The organism is Cyclobacterium xiamenense, assembly GCF_042140265.1.
Taxonomy (GTDB): domain Bacteria; phylum Bacteroidota; class Bacteroidia; order Cytophagales; family Cyclobacteriaceae; genus Cyclobacterium; species Cyclobacterium xiamenense_A.
The window spans coordinates 435,222-461,062 of record NZ_CP159481.1 but is presented as its reverse complement, the minus strand read 5'-3'; the positions used below and the strand labels follow the sequence as shown (position 1 = coordinate 461,062).

22 protein-coding genes and 1 pseudogene are annotated in these 25,841 nt (G+C 49.8%); 8 read left to right on the top strand and 15 right to left on the bottom strand.

Annotated elements, in window-relative coordinates:
• Positions 1–30 precede the first annotated feature (30 nt).
• Together ABWH99_RS01955 and ABWH99_RS01950 are read right to left on the bottom strand one after the other, a co-directional pair.
• Entirely contained in the window at positions 31–774 is a 744-nt protein-coding gene (locus ABWH99_RS01955) for a hypothetical protein (protein ID WP_375584636.1), read from the bottom strand.
• 335 nt (positions 775–1,109) lie between these two features.
• On the bottom strand, positions 1,110–1,250 hold the full coding sequence (locus ABWH99_RS01950; protein ID WP_375584635.1) for a hypothetical protein: 141 nt from the start codon (positions 1,248–1,250) through the stop codon (positions 1,110–1,112).
• Between the two features lie 225 nt (positions 1,251–1,475).
• Between ABWH99_RS01950 and ABWH99_RS01945 the strand changes: the two genes are divergently transcribed.
• Positions 1,476–2,567: a Gfo/Idh/MocA family protein gene (locus ABWH99_RS01945; protein ID WP_375584634.1), complete on the top strand. Its 1,092-nt coding sequence runs from the start codon at positions 1,476–1,478 to the stop codon at positions 2,565–2,567.
• Here the strand turns inward: ABWH99_RS01945 and ABWH99_RS01940 are convergent.
• From ABWH99_RS01940 to ABWH99_RS01885, 12 genes and pseudogenes are all read right to left on the bottom strand, one after another.
• Positions 2,555–3,322: an EcsC family protein gene (locus tag ABWH99_RS01940; RefSeq protein WP_375584633.1), complete on the bottom strand. Its 768-nt coding sequence runs from the start codon at positions 3,320–3,322 to the stop codon at positions 2,555–2,557. The two genes, ABWH99_RS01945 and ABWH99_RS01940, sit on opposite strands and share 13 nt — an antisense overlap.
• A gap of 58 nt (positions 3,323–3,380) precedes the next feature.
• Positions 3,381–3,908 (bottom strand): DUF1572 family protein, encoded by a 528-nt coding sequence (locus ABWH99_RS01935; protein WP_375584632.1) that lies wholly within the window; start codon positions 3,906–3,908, stop codon positions 3,381–3,383.
• A 104-nt stretch (positions 3,909–4,012) separates the two neighbouring features.
• Positions 4,013–5,269 carry a methionine adenosyltransferase gene (gene metK, locus ABWH99_RS01930; protein WP_375584631.1) on the bottom strand — a complete coding sequence of 419 codons (1,257 nt, stop codon included), beginning with the start codon at positions 5,267–5,269 and terminating at the stop codon, positions 4,013–4,015.
• Between the two features lie 79 nt (positions 5,270–5,348).
• Complete coding sequence (locus ABWH99_RS01925; protein ID WP_375584630.1) at positions 5,349–6,017, bottom strand: hypothetical protein; 669 nt, start codon at positions 6,015–6,017, stop codon at positions 5,349–5,351.
• 155 nt (positions 6,018–6,172) lie between these two features.
• Positions 6,173–9,139 (bottom strand): protein translocase subunit SecDF, encoded by a 2,967-nt coding sequence (secDF, locus tag ABWH99_RS01920; protein WP_375584629.1) that lies wholly within the window; start codon positions 9,137–9,139, stop codon positions 6,173–6,175.
• Between the two features lie 124 nt (positions 9,140–9,263).
• A complete protein-coding gene (locus ABWH99_RS01915; RefSeq protein WP_375584628.1) occupies positions 9,264–9,620 on the bottom strand; it encodes a hypothetical protein in 357 nt (118 codons plus the stop codon).
• A gap of 146 nt (positions 9,621–9,766) precedes the next feature.
• Positions 9,767–10,390 carry a uridine kinase gene (gene udk, locus ABWH99_RS01910; protein WP_375584627.1) on the bottom strand — a complete coding sequence of 208 codons (624 nt, stop codon included), beginning with the start codon at positions 10,388–10,390 and terminating at the stop codon, positions 9,767–9,769.
• A 19-nt stretch (positions 10,391–10,409) separates the two neighbouring features.
• Positions 10,410–11,009: a non-canonical purine NTP diphosphatase gene (locus ABWH99_RS01905; RefSeq protein WP_375584626.1), complete on the bottom strand. Its 600-nt coding sequence runs from the start codon at positions 11,007–11,009 to the stop codon at positions 10,410–10,412.
• Positions 11,010–11,028: 19 nt separating this feature from the next.
• Positions 11,029–11,510 (bottom strand): annotated as a pseudogene (locus ABWH99_RS01900) (GAF domain-containing protein).
• Positions 11,503–12,567, bottom strand: coding sequence for a bifunctional diaminohydroxyphosphoribosylaminopyrimidine deaminase/5-amino-6-(5-phosphoribosylamino)uracil reductase RibD (gene ribD, locus ABWH99_RS01895; RefSeq protein WP_375584625.1), 1,065 nt, complete (start codon positions 12,565–12,567; stop codon positions 11,503–11,505). The pseudogene ABWH99_RS01900 and the gene ribD overlap by 8 nt, the downstream one beginning before the upstream one ends.
• Entirely contained in the window at positions 12,567–13,364 is a 798-nt protein-coding gene (locus ABWH99_RS01890) for a DUF4382 domain-containing protein (protein ID WP_375584624.1), read from the bottom strand. The genes ribD and ABWH99_RS01890 overlap by 1 nt, the downstream gene beginning before the upstream one ends.
• A gap of 66 nt (positions 13,365–13,430) precedes the next feature.
• The gene (locus ABWH99_RS01885; protein WP_375584623.1) at positions 13,431–14,498 is read right to left on the bottom strand and encodes a carbohydrate-binding family 9-like protein; all 1,068 of its coding nucleotides are present in this window, start codon (positions 14,496–14,498) and stop codon (positions 13,431–13,433) included.
• 406 nt (positions 14,499–14,904) lie between these two features.
• On the opposite strand from ABWH99_RS01885, the gene ABWH99_RS01880 reads away from it, so the two are divergent.
• From ABWH99_RS01880 to dgt, 5 genes are all read left to right on the top strand, one after another.
• Positions 14,905–15,960: a DUF481 domain-containing protein gene (locus ABWH99_RS01880; RefSeq protein WP_375584622.1), complete on the top strand. Its 1,056-nt coding sequence runs from the start codon at positions 14,905–14,907 to the stop codon at positions 15,958–15,960.
• Between the two features lie 239 nt (positions 15,961–16,199).
• Positions 16,200–17,378, top strand: a complete 1,179-nt coding sequence (locus tag ABWH99_RS01875; RefSeq protein WP_375584621.1) for an efflux RND transporter periplasmic adaptor subunit — start codon at positions 16,200–16,202, stop codon at positions 17,376–17,378.
• A gap of 12 nt (positions 17,379–17,390) precedes the next feature.
• Positions 17,391–20,567 (top strand): efflux RND transporter permease subunit, encoded by a 3,177-nt coding sequence (locus ABWH99_RS01870; RefSeq protein WP_375584620.1) that lies wholly within the window; start codon positions 17,391–17,393, stop codon positions 20,565–20,567.
• A gap of 14 nt (positions 20,568–20,581) precedes the next feature.
• Positions 20,582–22,003 (top strand): TolC family protein, encoded by a 1,422-nt coding sequence (locus tag ABWH99_RS01865; RefSeq protein WP_375584619.1) that lies wholly within the window; start codon positions 20,582–20,584, stop codon positions 22,001–22,003.
• A 46-nt stretch (positions 22,004–22,049) separates the two neighbouring features.
• Positions 22,050–23,378: a dGTP triphosphohydrolase gene (gene dgt, locus ABWH99_RS01860; protein WP_375584618.1), complete on the top strand. Its 1,329-nt coding sequence runs from the start codon at positions 22,050–22,052 to the stop codon at positions 23,376–23,378.
• 263 nt (positions 23,379–23,641) lie between these two features.
• Here dgt and ABWH99_RS01855 read toward each other — a convergent pair whose 3' ends face one another.
• Complete coding sequence (locus ABWH99_RS01855; RefSeq protein WP_375584617.1) at positions 23,642–24,064, bottom strand: secondary thiamine-phosphate synthase enzyme YjbQ; 423 nt, start codon at positions 24,062–24,064, stop codon at positions 23,642–23,644.
• Between the two features lie 106 nt (positions 24,065–24,170).
• Here ABWH99_RS01855 and ABWH99_RS01850 point away from each other — a divergent pair, with 106 nt between their 5' ends.
• Both ABWH99_RS01850 and ABWH99_RS01845 read left to right on the top strand, forming a co-directional pair.
• Positions 24,171–24,632: a heme-binding protein gene (locus ABWH99_RS01850; protein WP_375584616.1), complete on the top strand. Its 462-nt coding sequence runs from the start codon at positions 24,171–24,173 to the stop codon at positions 24,630–24,632.
• 54 nt (positions 24,633–24,686) lie between these two features.
• Positions 24,687–25,841 (top strand): methionine aminotransferase, encoded by a 1,155-nt coding sequence (locus ABWH99_RS01845; protein ID WP_375584615.1) that lies wholly within the window; start codon positions 24,687–24,689, stop codon positions 25,839–25,841.

Sequence of the window (25,841 nt, the reverse complement as noted above, 5' to 3'; positions counted from 1 at the left end):
GTTGGAAAAGACGATGGAGGAAGCGCCCCCTTAATTTTCAGGGCGATAGGCCTCTTCGTAAGGAGACCAAACTTCGTAAATGGGATTACCCGTGCTGCTCAGTCCACTGTGGTGCCATTTGCCGTCGATTATTTCGTAGTCAAAATTAAGTTCGGCACCTACCCGGCTGTCATCTCTGGAGAAAAACGTGATTTTTTCGGTGTATTTGCCATCTTTTGCCTCATAGGTACCTCCACCGGTGCCACTAAATTCCTTGGTCTCGGAATTAAAGGCGATCCATTGGAACCTACCACCACTGAGAATTTTTACCGTCCTTCTGGCTCCCGGGGTCATCTCGGATAGTTTCCCATCCCGTTTTCTACCGGTAATTACCCAATTTCGGGTCAGGTCGTCTTTCTCAGAGGATACCTTTTCCCAGATTTCGATCAAGTCCTCCCCTTTGATTTTTGTAGAGATGACCATGCGATTGTTGGCAAAATCTAGCGTGTAGCGATTGGTGGTCCCAACCTGTTCCGGATCTAAGGTTAAAAAGTCCAGTTGCTCGGTATAGCTGTTTTCATTCAATTGGAATTCTCCTCCACCTGCATAAAGAAATTTGTCGCCAGCAATTTCCTTGGCTCCGAACGCGAAATAGCCGTCCTGGTAAATTTTGACATACTCTCTATCGTTGATAGCTTGCCCGTTTTGATGGGTGAGTTTCCAGGCACCTTCCAGGTCTTGCGCCAGCAGCTGGGAGCAACAGGCTATAAGTACGATAACTAGGAATGACTTCATGGTTTGTTGGCATTTGTAGACAGGTTAAATTTACTGATTAATTTGTGTTTCGCAAGGTACCCCTTGTTTATTTCCGGAACTCCGGCTAGCAGGCGCTGCTGCAGGGAATTGCAGGAACAGTATTTTCCCCAGGGATGTCGTTTGCGGGTCTTTTGAGACACCATTTGACCTAACCGATCCTGCATGTAAGAACCCCTAAAATCCCTGTGACGGTGTTGTTCCCGGAATAAAGCGGACAGGCTATCTTGCCCGCAATGGACCCATGCCCTACCCTTGGCCGAAGGTTTCCTGGCCCGCTTTGCTACCGAACCGGCGGACTCCTTCTGCTACACCGACTAACCGTCCTTGGTTAGAAGCAACGCTTCTGTCCAGTGTTGACCCGCTAACAAGCAGACGGGTGCTCCTGCGAACGTACTGACCCTCACCATCCAGGTGATGGGTACAAACCGCAACGCTATTCCTGGGATGGATTTCATCGAAGGCATAGAAATTTCTTTGACGGGGATTACCTTTTCTGTAGATTATCTTCGAAAGCTGAACCAGAACGGCAGAACACCCAGGTAGGTGGGGTATCCCGGCGATCTGTGACGGTAAAAGCATTTCAAAGGAAGAAAAACGGCTAGAAAAAACACCGAAGAAGAAAACCACTTTCCAGGGATTTTTTTTCAGGCCTCACACAAACCCATAAATAGCAAAGGACCATGAAAACACTCTTTCGCATACTTTTCGGAATCTTCGCCACGGTTCATTCGGTTTCGGCGCAATCCCCGGTAAAAATTGCGGTGGTAGGACTTACGCATTCACACGTACATTGGATCTTGGGTAGGGAAGACAAAGGAGACGTAGAAATTGTAGGCATCGTTGAATCCAATGATGACCTGGCACGCAGATTCTTGGGCAGGCACGGCTTACCCATGGATTTGGTCTATCCGACGATGGAAGCCCTTTTTTCAAAAGTCCGACCGGAGGCGGTCACGGCTTTTGGCTCCATTTACGAACACCTGGAAGTGGTGCAGGCTTGTGCTCCCAGGGGGATTCACGTGATGGTGGAAAAACCGCTCGCCGTGAGCAGTGCCCATGCCCGCGAAATGGCTGAGTTGGCGAGGAAGCACGGCATTCATCTGCTGACCAATTACGAAACGACCTGGTATGCCAGCAACCATGAAGTCAAAAAGCAGCTTTCCGATCCGGCGGTTATCGGTCCTTTGAGACGAGTGGTCATCAACGATGGGCACGAAGGCCCGATGGAAATTGGCGTCAATAAGGAGTTTTTGGATTGGCTAACCGACCCGGTATTGAACGGAGGTGGAGCGGTGATAGATTTTGGCTGCTACGGTGCCAATCTGATGACCTGGCTCATGGATGGACAAAGGCCCATTTCGGTAACTGCGGAGTTGAAGCAGATAAAACCGGACATTTACCCAAAAGTCGATGACGAGGCCACCATTCTGCTGGAATATCCCAAGGCCCAGGGAGTCATTCAGGCTTCCTGGAATTGGCCCTTCAGCCGGAAGGACATGGAGGTGTACGGGAAGACAGGCTACCTTTTGGCAAAAAATACTACACAATTGGTCAGCAGAATGGCTGGAGAGCGCTCCGAGTCGGTTCGCAATCTGCCGCAACGACCCTATCCTTATGACGACCCCTTTTCCTACCTGGCAGCCGTGGTTCGGGGCAAGGTAGTGGTGAAGCCCACCGATCTGTCCTCGCTGGAAAACAACCTGGTGGTGGTGGAGATTCTCGATGCAGCGAAGGAAAGTGCGGCAAAAGGCCAGCGGATTTATTTAAAATGAGAGTCGGGTATGCTTTCCGTAAAATAGCGCAGTCGAAAGGCTTGAATCGCCGTTTTCCCTAATTGTTCGGTAAGTTTGAAATTGGCTACGGCGCCTACCCCGGCACCGATTACCGGAATAAGTTGCGCCAGTTTGGCCAAATCCATGTAATCCCGGTATTCGAGTTGGAAACTGCGCCAATCGAAACCTTCAAAATTGCCAGGCAGTTGCTCGGCGTACTCCTTCCAATTTTCCAGCAGCAATACCGTTTCATTTCTGGTTTTCTGGCTGGAAAAGGCCAGTTTGAAGATGGTCAGTAAAAAGACCCGTTCTTTAATATCCCTAACATCGTAGCCATAGGCTGCTGCCATGTCAAAAAGCATTTTCATTTTGATAGCCAGAAAGGCGGGAAGGTCGGCAAACCCCATTAAGATTCCGCCCGCCCCTGTAATCGCTCCTTCCACCGAGGCCGTTCGCTTGTACAACCGGATGGCTTTTCTGGCTTTGTATTCCTTCAGTCGCAGCAGATCCACGGGATAGGGTTTGGGACCTACGAATTCGTTCCCGATCAATACGCCTTTTACCATTTTTTCTATGGCAAAAGTGATTGCCTGATGAATTTTTTCTGGAATCAGGTTATTGATGGATCGCTGGGTGCCACTGGTAAAGCGATTGACCAAAGAGGGTTTCTTTTTGGTTTGCTGCAACCAAAGGCGAAGTTCCTCCCGGGCGAGGTTTTCGTACATGTTTTCGGCAAGATTTCCAGACTCGGACATGACCGTCGGTGTTGGTGGTTTCTTGTAGGTTTGCTATGGAGATGGGGTTTGGTGCCCCTCACCGCGCCGGGTGGTCCGGCTTGTAGTTTTCCGACTGCCCTTTTGGAATACTCAGGCTTTTCCAGGTCCCGGAGTGAAGCATTTTGCCCAGATAGATCAACTGTCCCACATGGGAGGCATAGTGCGTAAGTTGCCGGTTGATGGCATCGATAACGGTATGGGGCTCGTTGCGAATAAACACGGTGGTGTCAAGATGTTCCGAACCGATGGGTTCCAGGGCTTTGAACAATACCTCCCAGCCCTCTTCCCATAGCTGCATCATTTCGTCCCTGCTGCGGATGTCGTTTTCAAACTCGGCATCTCGCTTTCTCCAGGATTTCTCTCCGTCTGAATGGAGGAAATCCGTCCAGCGCGAATGCATGTTGCCCGCCATGTGCTTGACAATTGTGGCCACGCTGTTGCTATCCGCATTGTATTGCCAGAAAAGTTTCTCGTCGGGAATCTGTTCCATCGCTTTTTCCCCCTGGCTTTTGTAAAAGCGAAAAAGCCGAAGGCTGCTGTCCAGGTAGTTGGTAAACGGGTTCATGGCGTTCGTTGATTAGAGGGATAGAAAAACCGACACTAGAAGGCTCAATTTACCGGAATTTACCCACAAAAAAAAGCTCATCTACGGCAGCCACGATACCTGGATCAATTCAATCCAAAAGCCCGTTTGATGGCATCCACCTGATCCAACTTTTCCCAGGTAAACAGTTCTACGTCCAGGCTGATGGAGGCCTTGTCCGGGGAGAAGAAGGTTTTGGTCACTACCTCACTTTCCCTTCCCATGTGCCCATAGGCGGCCGTTTCTTCATAGATCGGGTTTCGTAATTTGAGTCGGTTTTCGATGGCGTAGGGGCGCATGTCAAACAACCTGTCTATTATTTTTGCAATTTCTCCATCCGACAATTTCACCTTGGAGGTGCCATAGGTGTTAACAAAAAGGCCCATGGGTTTGGCCACGCCTATGGCATAGGAGACCTGTACCAACACTTCGTCGGCAACTCCGGCTGCCACCAGGTTTTTAGCGATGTGCCGGGTAGCATAGGCAGCAGACCGGTCTACTTTGGAGGGATCCTTTCCCGAAAAAGCTCCCCCACCGTGGGCTCCCTTTCCGCCGTAGGTATCGACGATAATTTTTCGCCCGGTAAGTCCCGTGTCCCCATGTGGCCCACCGATGACAAATTTGCCGGTAGGATTGATGTGGTAGACGATATCCTCGGTAAATAACTTCTGTAGCGATGGGGCCAATTGCGCTTTCACTCTGGGAATCAAAATTTCGATAATGTCCGTTTTGATTTTTCCTAACATGGTGGCTTCGTCAGCAAAGTCGTCGTGCTGGGTGGAAATCACGATGGTGTTTATTTTTTCCGGCGTGTGGTCGTCCCCGTATTGGATGGTTACCTGTGCTTTCGAATCGGGTCTCAGGTAGGTTATTTCCTTGTTTTCCCGGCGTAGAACCGCCAATTCCTTCAGTAAACGGTGGGAAAGGTCCAGCCCCAGAGGAATGTAATTGTCCGTTTCATTGGTTGCATAGCCAAACATCATGCCCTGATCGCCAGCTCCCTGCTCCTCCGGGTCGCTTCGGTCCACCCCCTGATTGATATCGGGAGATTGCTCGTGTATCGCAGACAACACCCCACAGGAACTGCCGTCAAACATGTATTCACTTTTGGTATATCCAATTCGATTGATCACATCCCTGGCTATTTTTTGAACATCCAGATAGGTGTTGGATTTGACCTCCCCTGCCAGCACCACCTGTCCGGTGGTTACCAGCGTTTCACAAGCTACTTTGGAGTTGGGGTCAAAGGCCAAAAAATGATCAATGATGGCATCTGAAATCTGATCGGAAATTTTATCAGGGTGTCCTTCGGATACAGATTCCGAAGTAAATAAATAGGACATACAAAGCGTTTTTAAAATGAAGAGGTAAATTTACAGCTTACGGCTAAAATTAAAAACTATATTTTCACCTGCAGGCGCTTTAATAGCTGTAGCGCCTCTTGAAAACCAGCGGAGCGTAGAAGGAAAGACCCAGTGAGAGGTACATGATCGCCCCAAAAAACTGTACCCATTGAAATACCTGACCTCTTCCGTAACTCCCAAGGGAGGGAAAATAATGGGCCAGAATAAAGAGTATATAACTCTCACCAAACGAAAAAAGTACCAGCGAAGCAATCCAGAAATAGGGCAGGGACAAGAGATTTATATCCTTGTACCGACTCTGCGCGAGCAGGTCTTTGAAAAAGATAATGCTGTAAAACAATACCAACCCATGTCCAAGCAGGTAGGCATAGGATTGTACGCCGGTGAACGGTGATTGCAAAAACACAGAGATGGCGCCCCCCAGGATCAGGAAAACAAGGATGGTAGGTACGACTTTTTTCTGTAATTGGCAGGAATACGGCAACTGGCTGAAAAGCAACAGCATAAAGGTTGGTCTGAGGTAGACGTAAAGGGCATTGAAAAGCAGAAAAGAATCGCTGCTGCCTCGTGCCTCCCATACGGATTCGGTAAGTAGTCCGGTAATCAAAATCAGTAAAACCAGCATCATGGCCCGTGTGTATTCTTTCGGAGTATTCCCGAAAACCAGGTAGGCTCCTGTCGAGAAAATTCCTACCAGCAAAGCGATGCAATAAAAAGAAACGAGCATACAATAGTATCTTTATCGCCTGCAAGTTATTAAAACTAAAAATCTCAGAAAATACCCGATTTGGGGTATTTTTTTTTCATTTTGGCTAAAAAAAGAGCCGATTCACTAAGAACCGGCTCTTTCAATGCTATAATTTTCAGAAAAAGGGAGTTGCTTTAGGCTACTTTTTTTGGAGGCGCACTGGCTTCGCTGGCTAACTCTCGTTTCATCAAATCCACCACTACGGGAGTAGCGATGTATATGGACGAATACGTACCTACCAACACCCCGATCAGCAACGCAAAGGAGAAGCCCCTCAGCACTTCGCCACCAAAGATCAAAAGTACAAGTACCACGATCAGCGTAGTGGCGGAGGTAATGATCGTTCGTGCCAGGGTTTGGTTGATGGCATCGTTAAACATCTGTACCAATTTTCCTGTGCCCCGGTTGGAGATATTTTCCCGGATTCGGTCAAAGACAATCACGGTATCGTTGATGGAATACCCGATGACGGTAAGTACCGCAGCGATGAACACCTGATCAATTTCGAAGGTTGCACCCAATGCACTGGCAATGGCAAATGCAGCGATGACAAAGAAGGTATCGTGGATCAGTGCAATGATGGATGCCAGGGAGAATTGCCATTTACGGAAACGAAGCAATATATACAAGAATATTGCAACCAGGGAGAAAAACATCGCTTCCATGGAGGAATTTTTGATATCGTCTGCCACCGTAGGCAAGACTTTATTCGATCCGGTAATGGCAAACGCTCCTTCCTGCATCTGCGTCGCATCTTCGATGAAACTGAATCCGGTGACGGTCGCGATACCTTCCCGGATTTTTGCTTCTACTTCCCGCGTGGCCTCTTCGGTTTCGTCATTTACCAGGTAAGAAGTGGTCACCTTCAACACATTATTTGCGCCGTAGGTTTTCACTTCGACCGCCCCGTCAAATTGACTGTCGAGCCCAACTTTCAACTCAGAAGCCGGTACGGGTTCGTTGAATTCCATAATGTAGTACCTGCCACCCGTAAAGTCCACACCAAATTTCAACCCGGTAGTGAGTGCCAGAATCATCCCTACTACAATTATGGAACTGGAAATCAGGTAGGCAACTTTTCGTTTGCTGAGAAAGTCTACGGAAAGATCGGAAAGCAAATTACCAGCAAAGGGTGTCGCAAAGGAAATGCTGCTTTTGTCACCCTTCTTGCTCATCCAATGGACAATGACACGGGTGATAAACACGGCGGAGAAGAACGAGGAGGCAATACCAATCATCAGTACGATGGCAAATCCTTTAACCGGTCCTTGTCCCAGCGCGTACAATATTGCCCCGGTCAGGAAGGTGGTGACGTTGGAGTCCAGAATGGCGCTAAAGGCTTTGTCGTACCCACTGCTGATGGCCTGAAGAATGCCCGCTCCGTTCCGCAATTCTTCCTTGATTCGCTCAAAAATCAGAACGTTTGCATCGATGGACATACCGATCGTCAATACAATACCGGCGATTCCCGGTAGGGTAAGTGCGGCTCCCAATTGTGCGAGAATACCCAGAATAAAGAAGATATTGAAAAGCAGGGCTGCAATGGCGACAAATCCTCCTTTGGAATAGTAGGCAACCATAAACAGAACCACCAATACCAATCCAGCGATCATCGAGTTGATCCCCTGGTTTCTGGCTTCGATACCCAGCGTGGGACCTACGATGGCCTCCTCTACGATATTGGTAGGTGCTGGCAGTGTACCGGACTTCAAGATATTGGCAAGGTCTTTTGCCTCCTCCATGGTAAAATTACCAGTGATTTCGGACTGACCGGAGGGGATCTCTCCCTGTACCGTGGGTGCGGTGTACACATAGTTGTCGAGTACCACTGCGATACGCCGGCCGATATTTTCTGCGGTAAGACGCCTCCAGTTACGAGCACCCTCTGCATTCATTTGCATGCTGACAGCCGGCCGGGAGGTTTGGTCAAGCGATTGACGTGCGTCGGTAATCACGTCTCCTTCCAAGGGAGCCTGCTCGGTTCCCCTCGGTGCTTTGATGGCGTGCAATTCCAACAGTTCCATTCCATCCTGAACCTGAGGTTTGACCGACCACATGAAGCGGATGTCACGGGGGAGCAGGGATTGAACGTCGTCTCTCTTTAAGATTCTATTGATGGCGATGGTATCGCGCAATTCGTAAACCAGGCCGTAATTGGCCTTGAGTAGCGAGAAAATAGGAGAAACGTCCAGGCCCAGGGAATCCTGGTCCGTGGCGCCTTCCGCCAGTTGGCGGGCAAGGTCACTCTCCAGATCCGTAGTGTCCGATAACGTCTCCAGGTCGTCTGCATTTGCCTGGGGTTGTTCGGTTTTGGCCTCCTCTACCAAAAACGCATTCACTTGTTGCAAGGCATCTCCGAATTCGTTGATTTCCGCCACTTCCCAAAACTGAAGTTTCGCCACGCCCTGTAGCAAATTCCGAACACGCTCCGCATTGTCTACACCTGGGAGCTCTATCTGGATTCGTCCGGTGTTCTGGATTCGCTGAATATTCGGCTGAGAGGTTCCAAAGCGGTCGATACGTGTTCGTAAAATGTTAAAGGATCGGTCGATGGCGTTTTCCACCTCATCCTCGATGATGTTCAGGATGTCAGTATCCGAGGATTCCAGTGAAATGCGTCCCCTGTTTGCTGCGGTAGCAAAAATGGTGTTTAGTTGACGGTCCCCGGCTTCCTGCTGCCAAGCCTGGTAAAAGAGACTTACGAAGCTTTCGTTGACCGTTCTGGACTGCTCAACTGCCGTTGCGATTGCCTGGTTAAATGCCTCGTCTTTGCTGCCTCCGGAAAGGCCTTTGACGATCTCTATGGGAGAAACCTCCAGGGTTACGTGCATGCCGCCCTGCAGGTCCAATCCCAAACCCAATTCGGTATTTTTTACCTCTTGATAGGTGAAGGGAATGCCCAAAAAGTTGTACACGGGTTCCCGCCACACGGAATCCAGGTAGGTCTGCCGCTTGTCGAAGTCGATATTGCCCGATTCGTCGGTTGCATAAGTGGTGGCTTTCTTCTGGACGCTATTGGAGACCAGCGTGAAGGACAGGTAGTACAAACACAGCCCGGTAATGACCACCGTTAAAAAAACGATAATGCCTTTATTTTTCATGATGCTATAATAAATGAAGTTAGTTTTTTATTGACTAGGAGATGTTGCGGGCACCAACGAAATGGTTGCCAGCATCGAAGAACGATAATAGGAGCAGGTGTCGCTCAGGGAGCGTTTACAGAAATTATCTGTTCAAAAAGTATTTCAAACAGCCGGTTGAAAGGGGGGGCGCGCCGGCATCAAAGTTCAATGGGGGGTTTCCAGCAACCGATACTTCGTAGATCAACTGGTACGCATGGTCCACCACCACCAAAGCGAAAGGAACCACGGCATCGATAGCCGCATGAATATACGCTTGTTCCTCTCCCGGGTCATCGGTAGATTCGTCTCCGTGTCCATCGAATTGAAGGTGGATCAGATCGCTATCCGCACTCAATCGAACAGCAAATTCCGACACGGAAACAAAGGAACAAAACAAAAGCACCATCAAAAGGCTAAACCTTTGACGTCCGGTGCTGGTAGTTGTTTGTCTTCGTTCCATGGGCCGCAAATATAGAAAGAAATTTTTATTTACACTTTGTTTTGGCAAGATTTTTAAAACACAAAACACTTGTATACCAATGCATTAGCCACGAAGGGCTGGCCAAACTGGCTCTATGTCTGGGAAAAGGGCAGGCCACTGCGCTGTTAGGAACGGGAAATCTTCACCTGTAGAAACGTTCGGATTACGTCAAGCGCCTTGTCAAAACCGTGGTTATTGGGGACAATTAGGTCTGCATCCTGCTTGAAGGGTGCAATGTATTTTTCATAGGTAGGCATGACGTGCTGCTCGTACCGATAAAGTACGTCGTCCAGGTCATAGCCTCGTTCAACCTTATCGCGTACAATCCTGCGCTTTAGTTTGATGTGATCTTTCGCATCAATGTAAACCTTGAGATCCAGCAGGGCGGCAAGTTCGGGATAATACAAAACAAAGATTCCTTCCACCACGACTACCGATGCGGGCTCAAAGGTCAGCATTCGTGGCGTTTTATTGGGATTATTGAACGTATACTCCTGACGGTGGACTCGTTTCCCTTGCTGCAGCGCACGGATATCCGTCGCGTATTGTTCAAAATCAATGGAATCGGGTGTATCAAAGTTCGTAATGCCTCGTTCGTCAAGCGGCTGCAAGTTGCGGGGTTTGTAGTAATTGTCCTGAGAGATCAGGCAGACCTGTCCCGGATCGAAAGCGTGTAACAAGCGATCCAGAAAGTGGGTTTTTCCCGAAGCACTTCCTCCGGTGATGCCAATAATAAACGGATGATTCATGGATTGGTAGGCGTGTCTGTTAGGAAGGCTTGTTTTTTCCGGTGGCGCCTTTTTTCAGGAAATCGGATAACTTTTGAACGGCTTTTCCCCGATGGCTGATGGCATTTTTTTCCTGCAGGGATAGCTCTGCAAAGGTTCGATCGTACCCCATGGGACGGAATACCGGGTCGTATCCGAAACCCGATTGTCCCGACCGCTGCCGCAGGATCTCACCCGAGACCTTCCCTTCGAAGGCATGCGATTCCTTTCCCAACAGCAAGGCGATGACGGTTCGGAAAGAGGCTTTCCTGTTTGCTTTGCCTTGCATGCGGTCCAGTAGCAGGGTAAGGTTCCGGTCATCACTGCGTGGTTCTCCCGCAAATCTCCCCGAATAAACGCCCGGTGCCCCGTCGAGGGCTTCTACCTCCAGGCCGGTATCGTCCGCAAAGCAGTCAACTCCGTAGTGCGTTTGTACATACCGTGCCTTTTGAAAGGCATTGTGCTCCAAGGTATCGCCGGTTTCAGGGAGTTCTTCCGAACAGCCTATATCGGTCAGCGATAAAATCTCAAATTCTTCACCCAGGGCAGCTTTCACTTCCTCCAGCTTTTTGGGATTGTTGGTGGCAAAACAGATTTTCATACGGTGAAAATAAGGCAGCTTAGCGGGGAATGGAAATAAGACGGACCATTTTTTCCAGGTACTGTTGGTCGGTAGCATCAAAATGTGCCAGATTTTCCGAATCGATATCCAATACCCCCACTACTTTACCCGAAGAAAAAGAGGCACAACGATTTCGGAGCGGGATGCGCTGCTGCAGGCGATATGCCCCGGAAACGCGTCCACGTCCGGTACAACCTGTGTTTCTCCTTTTTCCCAGGCTTTTCCACAGACGCCTTTTCCGTAGCCAATTCGGGTGCAGGCGACCGGTCCCTGAAAGGGCCCCAGTACCAATTGATTCTCCCTGACCAGGTAGAAACCTACCCAAAGAAAACGAAAGGCCTCTTTTAAAAGGGCAGCCGTATTTGCCAGGTTGGCGATCGGATCGGTTTCTCCTGCCAGAAGTGCCTGAAGCTGGGGCAGCAGGATCCGGTACCGTTCGTGTTTCCCGGCATTCTCCGGAAGATGCAATGAGTTACTCATGGTTTTTATAGATTTGCAACAGGTCCTGATCCAGTTTGAATTGCTCCACGGGAAACCCGGGGAGCGTTGCTGCGGGTATTCCCTGTCCAAAATTGGTGTTTCCGGTAAATACCCGTGCTTCGTCCCATAGTCCCTGTTGAATAAAATCCCGAAGCAAGGCCGCTCCTCCCTCTACCAGCAAACTTTGGATGTTTCGTTGCTGCAGGTCGTTCAGTATGTCCTGCAGCCCAAAGCCTTCATTCAGCTGTATCCATTGGGTTTGACGGGTCCTCTTGGCTCGTTTTTCGTTGTAGATCAGTGTGGGCTGGGAATCGTCGAACAGGTGCAATTCGGGAGCTAGGCTTAACTCACGGTCTATCACCAGCCGAAGTGGGTTTTTTCCGGTCCAGTCACGCACATTTAGCCGCGGATTGTCGTAGTAAGCCGTGCGGGTACCCACCAGTATGGCACTTTCTTCCGCACGCCAGCGGTGGACCAGTTGCCGACTCAGGGGATTGCTGATCCACTTGCTATCGTAATTGGTTCGGGCGATGAAGCCATCGCGTGTTTGGGCCCACTTCAGCAGGACATAGGGTCTTTTTTTCTCCATTTGGGTAAAAAACCGACGGTTTTGGTGGCGGATTTCCTGTTCCAGAAGGCCGGTTTCTACCTGTATTCCTGCTTGCTTGATTCGGGCAATGCCCTTGCCTCCTACCAGCGGGTTGCTATCCACCGCCCCGACCACCACTCTTCCTGGCTGATGGGAAACAATTAAGTCGGCACACGGGGGTGTCTTGCCATGATGTGCACAAGGTTCGAGGGTGACGTAAAGGGTGGAGGCAGGTAACAGGCCTTTTTCCTTCACGCGGGCTATGGCCATGGGTTCGGCATGGGCTTCTCCGTACTTTTCGTGGTAGCCTTCTCCGATCACCTGCCCCTGATGTACGATGACACAGCCCACCATGGGGTTGGGGCTTACCTGTCCCAGACCCAGGGAGGCCAATTCCATGGCCCTGCGCATAAAAAACAGGTCCTGCGCAGTTTGGTGGGAGTGGGCAAGATGTAAATCCTTTTGCATCAGGGGTTTTCGATTCGAAGGTTAATGGTTGGTAAGGTGACCAGGGTGTCCGGTTGGGTGCCTACCAACAGGGTTGTATCTGCATATCCGGTGGGCGCATCTACAAACAACCGGTATTCGGTTGGTGGCAGACCTTTGAAATAAAAACCGCCGGTGCTTCCGGTCAAGGTGGAGAGGGTATCGGTCGAATTGATCACAAAAATATGGGGGAGGATTCCCCTTGGCAGCACGGTCCCCTGGATGGCAGCGGTTTGTTCGGTGACGAAGGCCCTTAGTTTGGGTACCAGGTGAAAGGTGTCTCCCTGCCCCTGCCGAACGGATTGGGCCAGATCAAAATCGAGGTACAAGTCGTAGGAAAGCCCCGGCTCCAGATGGATGTCCAGGTCCAACTCCAATAATGCATCCAGATCGGGGTCTGCGATCAAATCCGTACGGTTTTCCCCCTGAATCAGGTACATTTCCTGTCCCAGCTGCAGCCGGATACCGGATATCGTTCCGGATTGAATCTCGGTACGCCCGATCAATAAGCGTTGATCGTCCACCAGGTCGCTTATGCGTACGGTATTGCTTGCCGACTGATAGGGTAGATTTATCCAGTTGGCATTTTCGGCGCTGCCCCGGACTCCTGCGGGCAATAGCTCCACTCCCAGCACTTCGATCCAAACCTGATCAAAATCCCCCGGAGCGTCCACTAGTAAAACATTTACCAACGAGCGGTTTTCCAAAGAGGTATCCTCGCAAGCAGCTACTGCGACCAGCAGCGCACTGAAATAAACGAACCGTCTAAACGAAGCCATACCGGTAATTTTTGCGGCTAGAACCGCCATCTTCAAATTTTGGTTCCCGGTAACTACGGGATTGCATCACTTCTTCCATATTCTGCCGTCTTCGGTAATGTACCATCGCTGGGAGGCATCCACCAAAGAAGGCGTGGAAATCTTAAACCGGGTAGCGCTTACTTCAAAGTGTAGCTCCGGTAAATCGCTCTGGGACCGCAACGCTTCGAGGCTACTCGCGTAATGGCCTTCCTCAGCATAATATTTTCGCTGGGCATCGTAAAGTTCCCGCAGCGCTCTTTTGACATTTTCGTCCGGATTGGGGAGATAGGAATCTGTACCTGTTCCCACCGGAACGCTTGAAAATTGCACAATGCCCCATCGGTCTGGCAGGTGCATGTTGATCAAACCCATGGGGGACCAGACCCAATTGTCCTCGGGAAAGGGTTTCCCGGTTGCCGGATTGATTTTCTTTTTGTACCCGTTCTCAGCGGGTTCAATTTGCCACTGTACCCGCGAAAAATTAATTTTCCATTGGCTTCCTGACGCCGGAGCCTGGTAATTGTTGCCCGATTGGGAGAGACTTTTCCAGGGAATGGCCATTTCTATTGACCAGGAATCGTCCTCATCTGAGGGGTCGTTTAGCGTTCCCTGCAGGTGCAGCGCATGTTGAAAGTCGTTGATGTTCCAACCGTTGATGGGTTTTCCACCGTCGCGGTACGGACGGGTAAGCATCAGGTCCCAGACCGTTCCAAGGGCATTGATTTCCAATTCGTAGTAATGGTGGGTATCTCCATCTGGATCGATAAATACCTCGATATCGTTTTCCTGAAAGATTACCGATTCCCTTTCCGTGTAGGTTGCCCACAGGTCAGTTTCTTCCAGGTGCACGCCTATGTAAAGAAATTCTTTGTCCCACAGCATTTTCATTCGCGTCGCTTGCCCGGGGGTTGGAAGCTGCGGACCCTGTATGTCTTGAAAAAATTCCGACCAGGGGGCTTTTTGCCAGGATGAATCGGTCAATTTTCCGTCAATGGTAAGCGGTTCTGCGGTAAAATAGGCCAGGTAGTGCTTCGGTTTGGGAAGGGACTGGGAATACACTACCCCGAAAGTGCTACTCAGGATTAGGGAAGCTATGGCGAGCAATTTTTTCATAAAGAACGTATGTTTTATAGGCCGTGGAAGCATGTAACGATCACAAAAATAGAATAAATCCAATGGGGAATTGAGAAAAAACCGAGGATGGGGGCAATAATTCTTTTTGCGGAGCTTGTCCTGAGGTTCCTGCCGGGCCATTTTTTCTGGATCCACCTGCCACTTTCCCGAATAATACAATCCGGCAATCCTCCAAAAATGGTTCAGGATAGGACGATCCACCTACTTTTCTATATGTAGTTGCTGCGATTTTGAAAGATTATTCTTAACTAGAGGGGCAGAATCCGCTTGGTTCGGGGCGGAAAAAATCAAACGGAGCTTTTTTCTCATTCCGTTCGGAAACCGTCGGTTTTCCTGGAAAGCGGAAAGGAACCAAATAGGAAAGTCAATGTATCCAACGGCAGGTATGCGTAAACTACGAAAAGATGACATTGCCATGGCTAAAACAGGTGTATGGCTGCTCCTGCCGGTATTTTTTGCGCTGATTTCCGAAATTGCCGCTCAGGGAGATACCTTGGCGCTGCGGAACGGTGATCGGATTCACGGGGATATAAAAAGCATGGACAGGGGAGTATTGAAGATTGCTACCGACTACAGCAAAGAGGATTTTAAGGTAGATTGGGACGAAATAGCCTTCCTTCGTACCACTACCCGCTTCATCATTATGAGTAAGGATAACCACCGCTTTTTGGGAAACCTTTTGACCAGGGATTCTACACGTGTGCTGGTGATGGACGAGGGTGACACGCTGGCAACCCTTTCCTACCAGGAGGTGATTTTTCTGAATTCCCTGAAACCCAAGTTTCTGGATAGGCTTTCCGCCTCAATTGGCTTATCCTACAACTTCACACGAGCCAACAATCTCCGGCAGTTTAATGTACGAAGTACTGTAGGTTACCGGGCAAAAAAATGGTCCATTACCGGAAGTTACAACGATTTGCGCTCGTTTCAGGAAGGATCGCCTTCCATCCGGCGGCTAAATGCAGACGTACAGGTTAGCTATTATTTACGGAAGAATTGGTTTGGTGTAGCTGCGGTAAATTGGTTATCCAATACCGAACAATTGATCCAACTCCGGACAGTAAGTAAAGTCGGCCTGGGAAAATACCTTTTCCGGACCAATCGTGCGAATTGGGGATTTGCCGGAGGCATTTCCTTCAATAATGAAGTTTTCGCCCAAGATGGAACCAATCCAAGAAACCGAAGTGGCGAGGGGTTTATTGGCTCGGAGCTAAACCTTTACGGCATGGATGATCTTCAGTTGAGCTCCCAACTGGTGGCTTATCCCAGCCTGACGGAGGGCGGAAGGTGGAGAATCGACCACTCCTTCGATATTAAATACGACCTGCCGTTAAACCTATATTTGGGCCTGGGGTTCACGGTCAATTTTGATAACCGGCCCAGAGAGAATGCAAGTCGGTCTGATTACGTATTTCAGACCTCCTTCGGCTGGAAACTATAGCATTCGCGGAACAATGGGAAGGAACCTACCGGATAATTTTTTCCAAAAAATCGGCGCATTGGGCCGATTTTTGTTTTGGTGTTCATCTGAGATATTCCCCGTTGATCGATTCAATTTGGGCCTCGGCCAAGTATTCCTTGGAAAGCAAACCAATTCGTAGTATCTAGGAAGGATCAATTGTTTCCGTTTTTGTAAAAAATAAGAGCGGATTGTAAGGTACCTCAGCAGGAGAAGTAGTCATGAGAAAACGTAAAATTAAAGGTGTTGGAATAGTATTTTTTCTAGCCGCATGCAGTGTTATTTTTTCGTGTAGTGAAAAGAAAAAAAATAAAGCGAGTGCAGCCGCGATCAAAGAGTTTCCGGTAATTCAGGTAGTAGCGAAGGATACAATCCTACACCGGGATTATGTAGCGGACATCAAAGCCATTCAAAACGTGGAATTGAGGGCCCGGGTAGAGGGATTCCTGGAAAAGGTCTATGTGGACGAAGGCAAGGAGGTAAAAAAAGGACAGATACTATTCAAAACGAACGATCAGGAGTACAAGGCAGATTTGGCCAAAGCAAGGGCGAATTTAGAAAGTGCCAAAGCAGAGGCAAAAGTCATGGAGTTCGAAGTGGAACGGCTGAAAATCATGGTGGACAACAACGTGATTTCGGAGTCCGAGTTGAACCTGACCCGCGCGAAATACGACGCCGTGATGGCCAAAATAGAAGAGGCCAGGTCGGCGGAAGCCAATGCAGCTGTGCAGCTATCGTATACGGAGATTCGTGCACCATTCAACGGCATCACGAATAGAATTCCGCTGCGCACCGGTAGCTTGATTGATCAGGGCAGTCTATTGACAACCGTATCGGACGTGAGTTCGGTCTACGTGTATTTCAATGTATCGGAACGGGAGTATTTGGAATACATTAAATCCAAGGACGAAACGGCAGAAAACAACGTGGTGGAATTGGTGCTGGCAGATGGCTCACCGTATCCATTCAAAGGAATGATTGAAACCATGGAGGGAGAGTTTAACGCGAACACGGGATCCATTGCCTTTCGTGCCAGGTTTCCCAATCCGAATAAAATCTTAAAACACGGGGCCACCGGAAAAATAATTTTGACGAATCGCATACGCGGGGCCATCATTATTCCTCAAAAAGCAGTGTTCGAAATTCAGGACCGGAGTTTTGTATACGTAGTGGACGAGAACAACCAGGTGGAAATGAGAAGCTTTGTTCCTCGGGCCCGCTTTTCGCACTATTACATCGTGGAATCCGGGTTGGAAGCCGGCGAGCACCTGGTTTTTGAGGGCATTCAAAACATTAAAAACGGGATGACGATCCAACCCAAAGTAATGGCTTCGGAAGAACAAGTTCCGGATTCCGTTGCGGAGGAAAATGCGATTGCCGAAGCAGTACCCACCCCCTAAGCGAAATCTGTTATGTTTAATTTATTTATCAAAAGGCCGGTTTTATCCCTGGTCATTTCTTTATTTTTCGTCTTGTTGGGGCTGTTGTCTTTTTTTACGCTGCCCGTGCAATTGTTTCCGGACATCGCACCCCCTTCGGTGGCAGTCCGGACCAAATACCGGGGAGCAAATGCCGAAGTGGCGGCGAAAACCGTCGCTACCCCCCTGGAGAAAGTGATCAACGGCGTGCCGGGTATGACGTACATGACTTCGGTAAGTAGCAACAGGGGAACAGTCATCATCAAGGTATATTTCGAAGCAGGCACCGATCCGGACCTGGCGGCCGTAGAGATTCAAAACCGGATTTCAACGGTAGTGAACGAATTGCCCGAGGAAGCGATCAAGGCAGGAGTGACCGTGGAAAAGCAAGTGGAAGGTTTGCTGATGTACATCAATGTGGCCAGTGATGACCCCTCGCTGGACGAAGCGTTCATTTACAATTTTACCGACTTGAACGTTCTCCAGGAATTGCGTCGGGTTGACGGCGTCGGTCTGGCGGAAATCATGAGTACCAAGGATTACTCCATGCGGGTGTGGCTCAAACCGGACCGGATGACAGCCTACAAGGTCTCAACGGACGATGTGGTGGAGGCCATTCGCAATCAGAATGTGGAAGCAGCGCCTGGGCAACTGGGCATCAGTTCGGGTAAGGACATGCAGATGCTGCAGTACGTGCTGAAATATACCGGTAAGTTTTTTGAACCAAAGCAATACGAGAGTTTGGTGATTCGCGCCAATTCCGACGGCTCCATTTTACGATTGAAAGATATTGCGGACATCGAATTTGGAAACCTGAATTACGGAAGGATTGCCAAATTGGATGGCAAGCCAGCCGCTTCGATCATGGTGATCCAACGACCGGGATCCAATGCCAGCGAGGTCATCGCAAACGTGAAGAAGAAAGTAGAAGAAATAAAAAACACCACCTTTCCCGCGGGAATGGATTATAAAATATCGTACGATGTTTCCCGCTTTCTCGACGCCTCTATACAGGAGGTGCTGGTTACCCTGGTTGAGGCATTCATTCTGGTCTTCCTCGTGGTGTTTATCTTTCTGCAAGATTTTCGTTCCACCCTTATCCCCACCCTTGCAGTACCGGTAGCCCTGATAGGCACCCTCTTTTTCATGCAGTGGTTGGGTTTTTCCATTAACTTACTGACGTTGTTTGCCCTGGTATTGGCGATCGGTATCGTGGTGGACAATGCCATCGTGGTTGTCGAGGCCGTGCACGCGAAAATGGAGAAGGAAGGCCTGGCACCCCGGGCAGCCACCTTTGCAGCAATGAAGGAAATTAGCGGAGCCATTATCGCCATCACCATGGTGATGTCTGCTGTATTTATTCCGGTAGCTTTCATGTCCGGACCGGTAGGAATTTTTTACCGGCAATTTTCACTGACGCTGGCTTTTGCGATCTTCATCTCCGGGATCAATGCCTTGACACTGACGCCGGCGCTTTGTGCCCTGCTCCTGCAGAATCATTACGGAAGGGAGAAAAAACGCACATTGCTCCAGCGGTTTTTTGATTGGTTTAACCGCACCTATACGTTTTTCGAAGGGAAGTACTACCAATACATTACCTATCTCGTTCCCCGGCGTGGTGTCACCACCCTCATTCTGGTGTTTTTCTTTGCGGCGACCTGGGGCATCAGCAAGGTATTGCCAACGGGCTTTATCCCGACCGAGGACCAAAGCATGGTCTATGTAAATGTAACAACCCCTGTGGGTGCCACCGTGGAACGTACGGAAAAGGTGCTCGACGAACTCATTCATCAATTGGAGGGAAACGAGGCGGTGGAATCGGTCTCCAGTTTGGCCGGCTATTCCCTGGGCAACGGACTTTCCGGAGCCTCCTACGGGATGGCCATGGTTAATTTGAAATCCTGGGATGAACGAAAGGACCTGCCCATACAGGAAACGCTGGACGAATTCAGGAACCTGTCTTCGGGAATATCCGATGCGAAAATCGATTTCTTTTTGCCGCCGACGGTTTCGGGTTTTGGTAATTCGAGTGGCTTCCAGATGAAGGTGCTCGATCAGACCGGCACCGGAAACCTGGATCGGTTGGCAACCATTACCAACGAATTGGTTGAAGCCTTGGAAGCGGCTCCGGAAATCAACAATGCGTTCACCGATTTTGACCCCACCTTTCCCCAGTTTCTCGTGCATATTGACCAAGACATGGCCGCAAAAAACGGCGTCACCATTGCCAAGGCGCTTAGTACCATGCAAGTGTTACTGGGGGGAATGTACGTGTCGGATTTTGTCCGGTTTGAGCAGATGTACGACGTGATGGTTCAAGCCGGCCCGCAATACCGGGCCAGACCGGAAGACGTGATGAACCTGCAAGTCAAGAATAACGTCGGGGAGATGGTCCCCATTTCCTCTTTCCTTACCATGGAAAAAGCCTACGGACCGGAACAACTCACCCGCTTCAATATGTACAACTCTTCTACGGTAAAGGGTTCCGCTGCACCGGGCTACAGCAGTGGGGACGTGATCGCAGCGATCGAGCGGATTACCGCAGAAAAATTGCCGCAGGGGTACAACCACGACTGGTACGGCATGTCTCGGGAAGAGGTGGGCTCTGGAAATCAAGCCATCCTCATTTTCCTGATCTGTCTTTTGTTCGTGTACCTGATACTTTCCGCACAATACGAAAGTTTTCTGCTCCCTTTACCGGTGATTCTGTCACTTCCGGTAGGTGTGTTCGGTGCCTTTTTTGCCCTGTATGTTCTCGGGCTGCAAAACAACATTTATGCACAGGTGGCGCTGATCATGCTGATCGGGCTGTTGGGTAAAAATGCCATTTTGATTGTGGAATTTGCCATCCAGAAAAGGGAAGCCGGGCATACGGTAATACAGGCTGCAGTGGAGGGGGCGGTTACACGTCTCCGGCCCATCTTGATGACCTCTTTTGCCTTTATAGCGGGTCTGCTTCCTTTGGCCATGGCGACTGGAGCCGGTGCACTTGGTAATCGATCCATTGGTACAGCGGCTGCCGGGGGGATGTTGATTGGAACCATCTTCGGATTGATCATAATTCCCGGATTGTACGTGATCTTTGCCCATTTTACCTTGAAAACGAATGATCCCGAACCGGAAATGGCCCTGAAAGAAGAGGAGCCGACGGTATCTTTTTCGAATAACTGAACCACGCACTATTCATGCTTTCACCCAATAAGTCATTCTTTCTCCTCGTTTTTGCAGCAGGCGCATTGTCTCTGGTGTATTCCTGCAAGAGCATCGATGTTCCGGTATTGCCGGAAATGGAGCCTGTTCCCGAAACGTTTCTGGACATAACGGACTCCTCCAGTATCGGAGACATTTCCTGGGAATCTTTTTTTAATGATCCCAATCTGGTAGGATTGATAGAGACCGGATTGGAAAACAACCTGGACCTGCGTGTGGCCCTCGAACGGATCGAAATCGCCCGGACGCAATTTCGCATCCGCAAGGGAGCAATTTATCCAAGCATGGACGGTATTGTGCGCTACCGCTCGGGAGACATTCGGCCCAATCTGTTGGGAGGCACCATCAACGGCGACCGAAATGTGGTGAACCGCCTGGAGAACAACTTTATCGGGTTTCAAAGTACCTGGGAGATTGACGTATGGGGCAAGCTCAGGGATCGGAAAGACGCTTCCTTCGAGCAATTTCTGGCTACCGAAAACGGAAGGCAAGTGGCGATCACGAACCTGGTGGCCGAAATAGCCAAGTTGTACTACGAATTACTCGGTATGGACATTGAACTGGAAACCATCGAGCGGAACATTGAATTCCAGGAAATGGCGCTGGAGCTTATAAAAATACAAAAAATGGCCGGTCGTGCCACGGAGCTCGCGGTGCAGCAGTTTTCTGCCCAGTTGCTCTCCACCAAAAGTCTGGCGATCGAAAAGCAACAGGAAATAATCGAAACCGAAAACAACCTGAATTTTATATTGGGCCGATTTCCAGAGCCCATCGTCAGGGCCTCTTCGCTGCTGGAAATCAAATTGCCTTATGCCATGGACGTAGGCCTTCCGTCGGACATGTTGCTTCGCCGGCCCGACATTCAGCAGGCGGAGCACGAGCTTCGCGCAGCGAATTTCAGCGTGGAGGCCGCGCGAAAAGAATTTTTCCCCTCGTTTAGTTTTACTCCTTATGTCGGATTAAACGACCGAAGTCTTCCGGCCGCATTGGAAATGCCCGGCGGGCTGACGATCGGTCTTTTGGGTGGGCTGACGGCTCCGATTTTTGCCCAAAACAGAATTCAGGCAGGCTTCGACCAGGAAGTAGCCGGCAATAAAATTGCGCTGTACAATTACCAACAACGCATCCTGGACGGATACCGGGAAGTCATGAACAAGCTGCAGCGGATCGAAAACCTTCGTACCGTATACAGCCTGAGGGACGAGGAAACGGCCGTGCTGTTGAATGCGGTTTCTACCTCTAACGAGTTATTCCGTGGCGGTTATGCCACCTACCTGGAGGTAATTACGGCCCAATCCAGAGTTTTGGAAGCCGAGTTGAACAAAACCAACACCCGTATCCAGATGTTTCTCACGGTCGTGGATCTTTACCGGGCACTGGGCGGCGGCTGGAAATAGGAAAATTTCTTTTTCCTCAGTCCCGGGCTTTGTATTTTTGGGCCCTATGATGAACTGGGAAAAACTGTTACTGCCGGAAGGCTTTCAAGCTGCGGACGCCGGGAGGCAACGTAGCCAATTTGAAAAAGACTACGACCGGATTATTTTTTCTGCACCCTTTCGTAACCTGCAGGATAAAACCCAGGTTTTTCCCTTACCCGAGCAGGATTTTGTTCATACCCGGCTGACGCATAGCCTGGAAGTTTCCAGCGTGGGTCGTTCGCTGGGGAAATCCGCCGGCACTTTTTTGCTGGAAAAATACCCTGCATTGAAAAATACCCAGCTACAGTCGTTTGACATTGGGGGAATTGTGGCGGCGGCCGCCCTTGCCCACGATATCGGAAACCCTCCCTTTGGTCATGCCGGGGAGGAAGCCATCTCCGATTTTTTCCGGTTTCACCCGTCCGGTCAGCGTTGGCGGGAAGAATGTTCGGCGGAAGAATGGGAAGACCTGACCCATTTTGAGGGAAATGCGCAGGGTTTTCGCATGCTCCTGGACCGAAAAAATGGGATTTTCATTTCTTCCCCCACCTTGGCAGCATTTACCAAATATCCTCGCCCCTCCTGGACTTCGGCGACGGATCAGAAACGACGCAGCCAGAAGAAATTTGGGTTTTTCACCACCAACGTTGCCGAGTACGGATCACTCATGGAACTGATGGCGATTCCTCAGCTTGCCGAAAATTGCTGGATGCGGCATCCACTTGCCTTCCTGGTGGAAGCGGCGGACGATATCTGCTACAACATCATCGATCTGGAAGACGGATGTACGATGGGGCTGGTGTCTCAGGAAAAAACCATTGCCTTGCTTGCTGCGATTATCGGAGACCGTTTTTCTCCAAAGAAGTTAGAAAAATACCCCGGAAATCGTCAGAAACTCGCTATTTTACGAGCCATGGCCATCAATCAACTCATCGAGGAGACGGACCAGGTGTTTCGGGAGAGCGAGCCGCTGCTATTGACTGGGGCTTTTGATCAGGCATTGACCGATCGCATTCCCTCTGCGGAGGCACTGAAGGAAATCAGTAACCTGTCCATTGAGAAAATTTACCGCTCCCAGCCCGTGCTGGAGAAGGAAGCCGCAGGATACCAGGTCTTGGAGGGCCTGATGGACACCTTTGGCACGGCCCTGTACCATTACCATTTCTGCAGCGATCAATTTTCCGGCCAAAACCGAAGCATTCTCCGTTTGCTTCCGGATGAGTTGACCCTGGTCCCGACCCAATCGGCGTATGTCCTGCTGCGGGGACTGCTCGATTTTGTATCCGGCATGACCGATAAATACGCCCTTTCGTTGTACCGACGTGTAAAGGGCATCTCCCTGCCGCACACCTGATCCTGCCTGTATCCTTTGCTGCACTGCCCGGGTTGCTGGTTAGGAAATCCACTTTTCTGCCGGGTGTCTGAAAGCCCCTTCTTCAACGAAGTTTTTCAGGCAATCCGGGAAAAATGAAAAACGTTTTTTATAGGTCCAACACCTTTTTTGATTGGTTCAGCGAGCAGCAGCCCCTGGTTTGGAGGGTCGAAAATGTGGATAAAATTGTGGATAAACTGATGAAAACAGGTTCAAGCTCCTCGATTGCCGGGGTTTTGGGACCTTCAGTTTCCGAATGCGGTAAGGACCAATTTTCTGACTCCTCCGTAGTCCCGAAATTCCCCCAGGTAAATACCCTGCCAGGTGCCGAGGTTTAGTTTTCCCCCGGAAACAGGAATTTGTACCGAAGCGCCGAAAATACTTGATTTAATGTGCGCAGGCATGTCATCAGGCCCTTCATAGGTGTGGATAAAGTGTGGATAGTTCTCCGGGATCAGGTCGTTGGCAAAGGTTTCGAAGTCTCGACGAACCGTGGGGTCGGCATTTTCATTGACGGTCAGTCCGGCAGAGGTATGTTTGATCCAGACTTGCAGCATTCCCGTGTTGATTTTGGCCAGTTCGGGAAACTTATCCACAACCTCTCGGGTAATCAGGTGAAAGCCTCGTTTGAAGGCAGGCAATTGAATTTCTTTTTGGAATATTTTCATTGTTTTCTTTCAAATGGTCGAATCTCAAATATAAAACATTTAGGAATACCCATTAATTCTTTATATTTAAAGCGAAGCGATTCCACAACTTAAACATACCAAACGAATGAAACATTTCTTTTCAACCATTTGCCTGGCCTTGGTTTTTCTAGTAAGTGTGCCGGCCATGGCGCAGCAGACGGCCCGGGTGCTTAACCTGGAAGATGCGCAACGGATATCCGACGCAGCAGAAGCCAGAGCGAGGCAAGACAATTGGAACGTCGTCATTGCGGTCCTGGATGCGGGGGGGCACCTCATTGCCTTGCGTCGCATGGATGGCACACAAATCGGGAGCGTTGATGTAGCGATGCAGAAGGCCAGCACGGCGGTAAAGTTTAAAAGGCCCACCAAAGTTTTCGAAGATGGGGTCAAATCCGGAAACGTGCACATACTTAGCCTTGGAATAGCCGCAGTGGAGGGCGGGCTGCCCATTCGCGATGGAGACCAGGTGATCGGTTCCATCGGCGTAAGTGGTGTGACTTCCGCCCAGGATGGCATCATCGCTGCGGCCGGGCTAGAGGCGTTTTAATTCTACTTGTACCAATAGAGGACCGGGAATTCGTTTCCGGTCCCTTTTTATTTTATGCAGAAAGAAAAAATACTTCCTTCCAAGTTGCCCTACGTGGGGACAACCATATTTACCGTTATGTCTGGCCTGGCTACCCGGGAAGGAGCCTACAATTTATCCCAGGGTTTTCCGAGCTTTGATTGTTCTCCCCGGCTGAGTGAATTGGTAAGCCATTACGTGAAAAATGGGTACAACCAATACGCTCCGATGAGTGGGGTCCCCGCTTTCAGGGAAAGCCTGGCCGAAAAAACCAGTCGTGTGTACCAGGTGGATTACGATCCCGAAACAGAGGTAACCATTACCTCGGGAGCGACCGAAGCTATTTTCTGTGCGGTGACGGCAGTGGTGTATCCCGGAGACGAAGTGATCGTATTGGAACCGGCCTACGACAGTTACGTTCCCGCGATCGATTTAAACGGGGGCGTTGCCGTGTATGTCACGCTGGATTCGCCGGATTTTAAAATCGATTGGGAACGCGTAAAAGAGAAAATTTCGCCGAAAACCAAAGCCATCATGGTCAATACGCCTCACAATCCGGTCGGAACTGTTTTTAGCCAGGAGGACTTGAATGCATTGGCCGAATTGGTGCGCGATACGGATATGTATATCATCAGCGATGAGGTCTATGAGCACATCGTTTTTGACGGGGACATACACCGATCCATGATGACGCACCCGGTCTTGCAAGAACGGACCTTTGTATGCGGATCGCTGGGAAAAACCTACCATACCACCGGATGGAAAATCGGCTACTGCCTGGCACCGAAAGCCCTTTCGAAGGAGTTTCGGCGTATTCACCAATACATCACGTTTAGTACGGTTACTCCCATGCAGTACGCGCTCGCTGATTTTCTGAAATTGCCCGAGCATTACGAGCAGTTAAGTGCTTTTTACCAGCGGAAGCGGGACCGTTTCAACGAGGCGTTGAAAGCCTCCCGTTTTCAGTTTACCCCTTCCAAGGGCAGTTTTTTTCAAATCGTTTCCTACCGTGCCATAACGGATGAATACGATTACGATCTGGCGATCCGCCTGACCAAAGAGATTAAAGTTGCTTCCGTTCCCGTATCTGTGTTTTATGCGAACAAGAAGGACGATAAATTGCTTCGGTTTTGTTTTGCCAAGGACGACGAACTGCTGGACAAAGCCGGAGAGATACTTTCCAAACTTTAA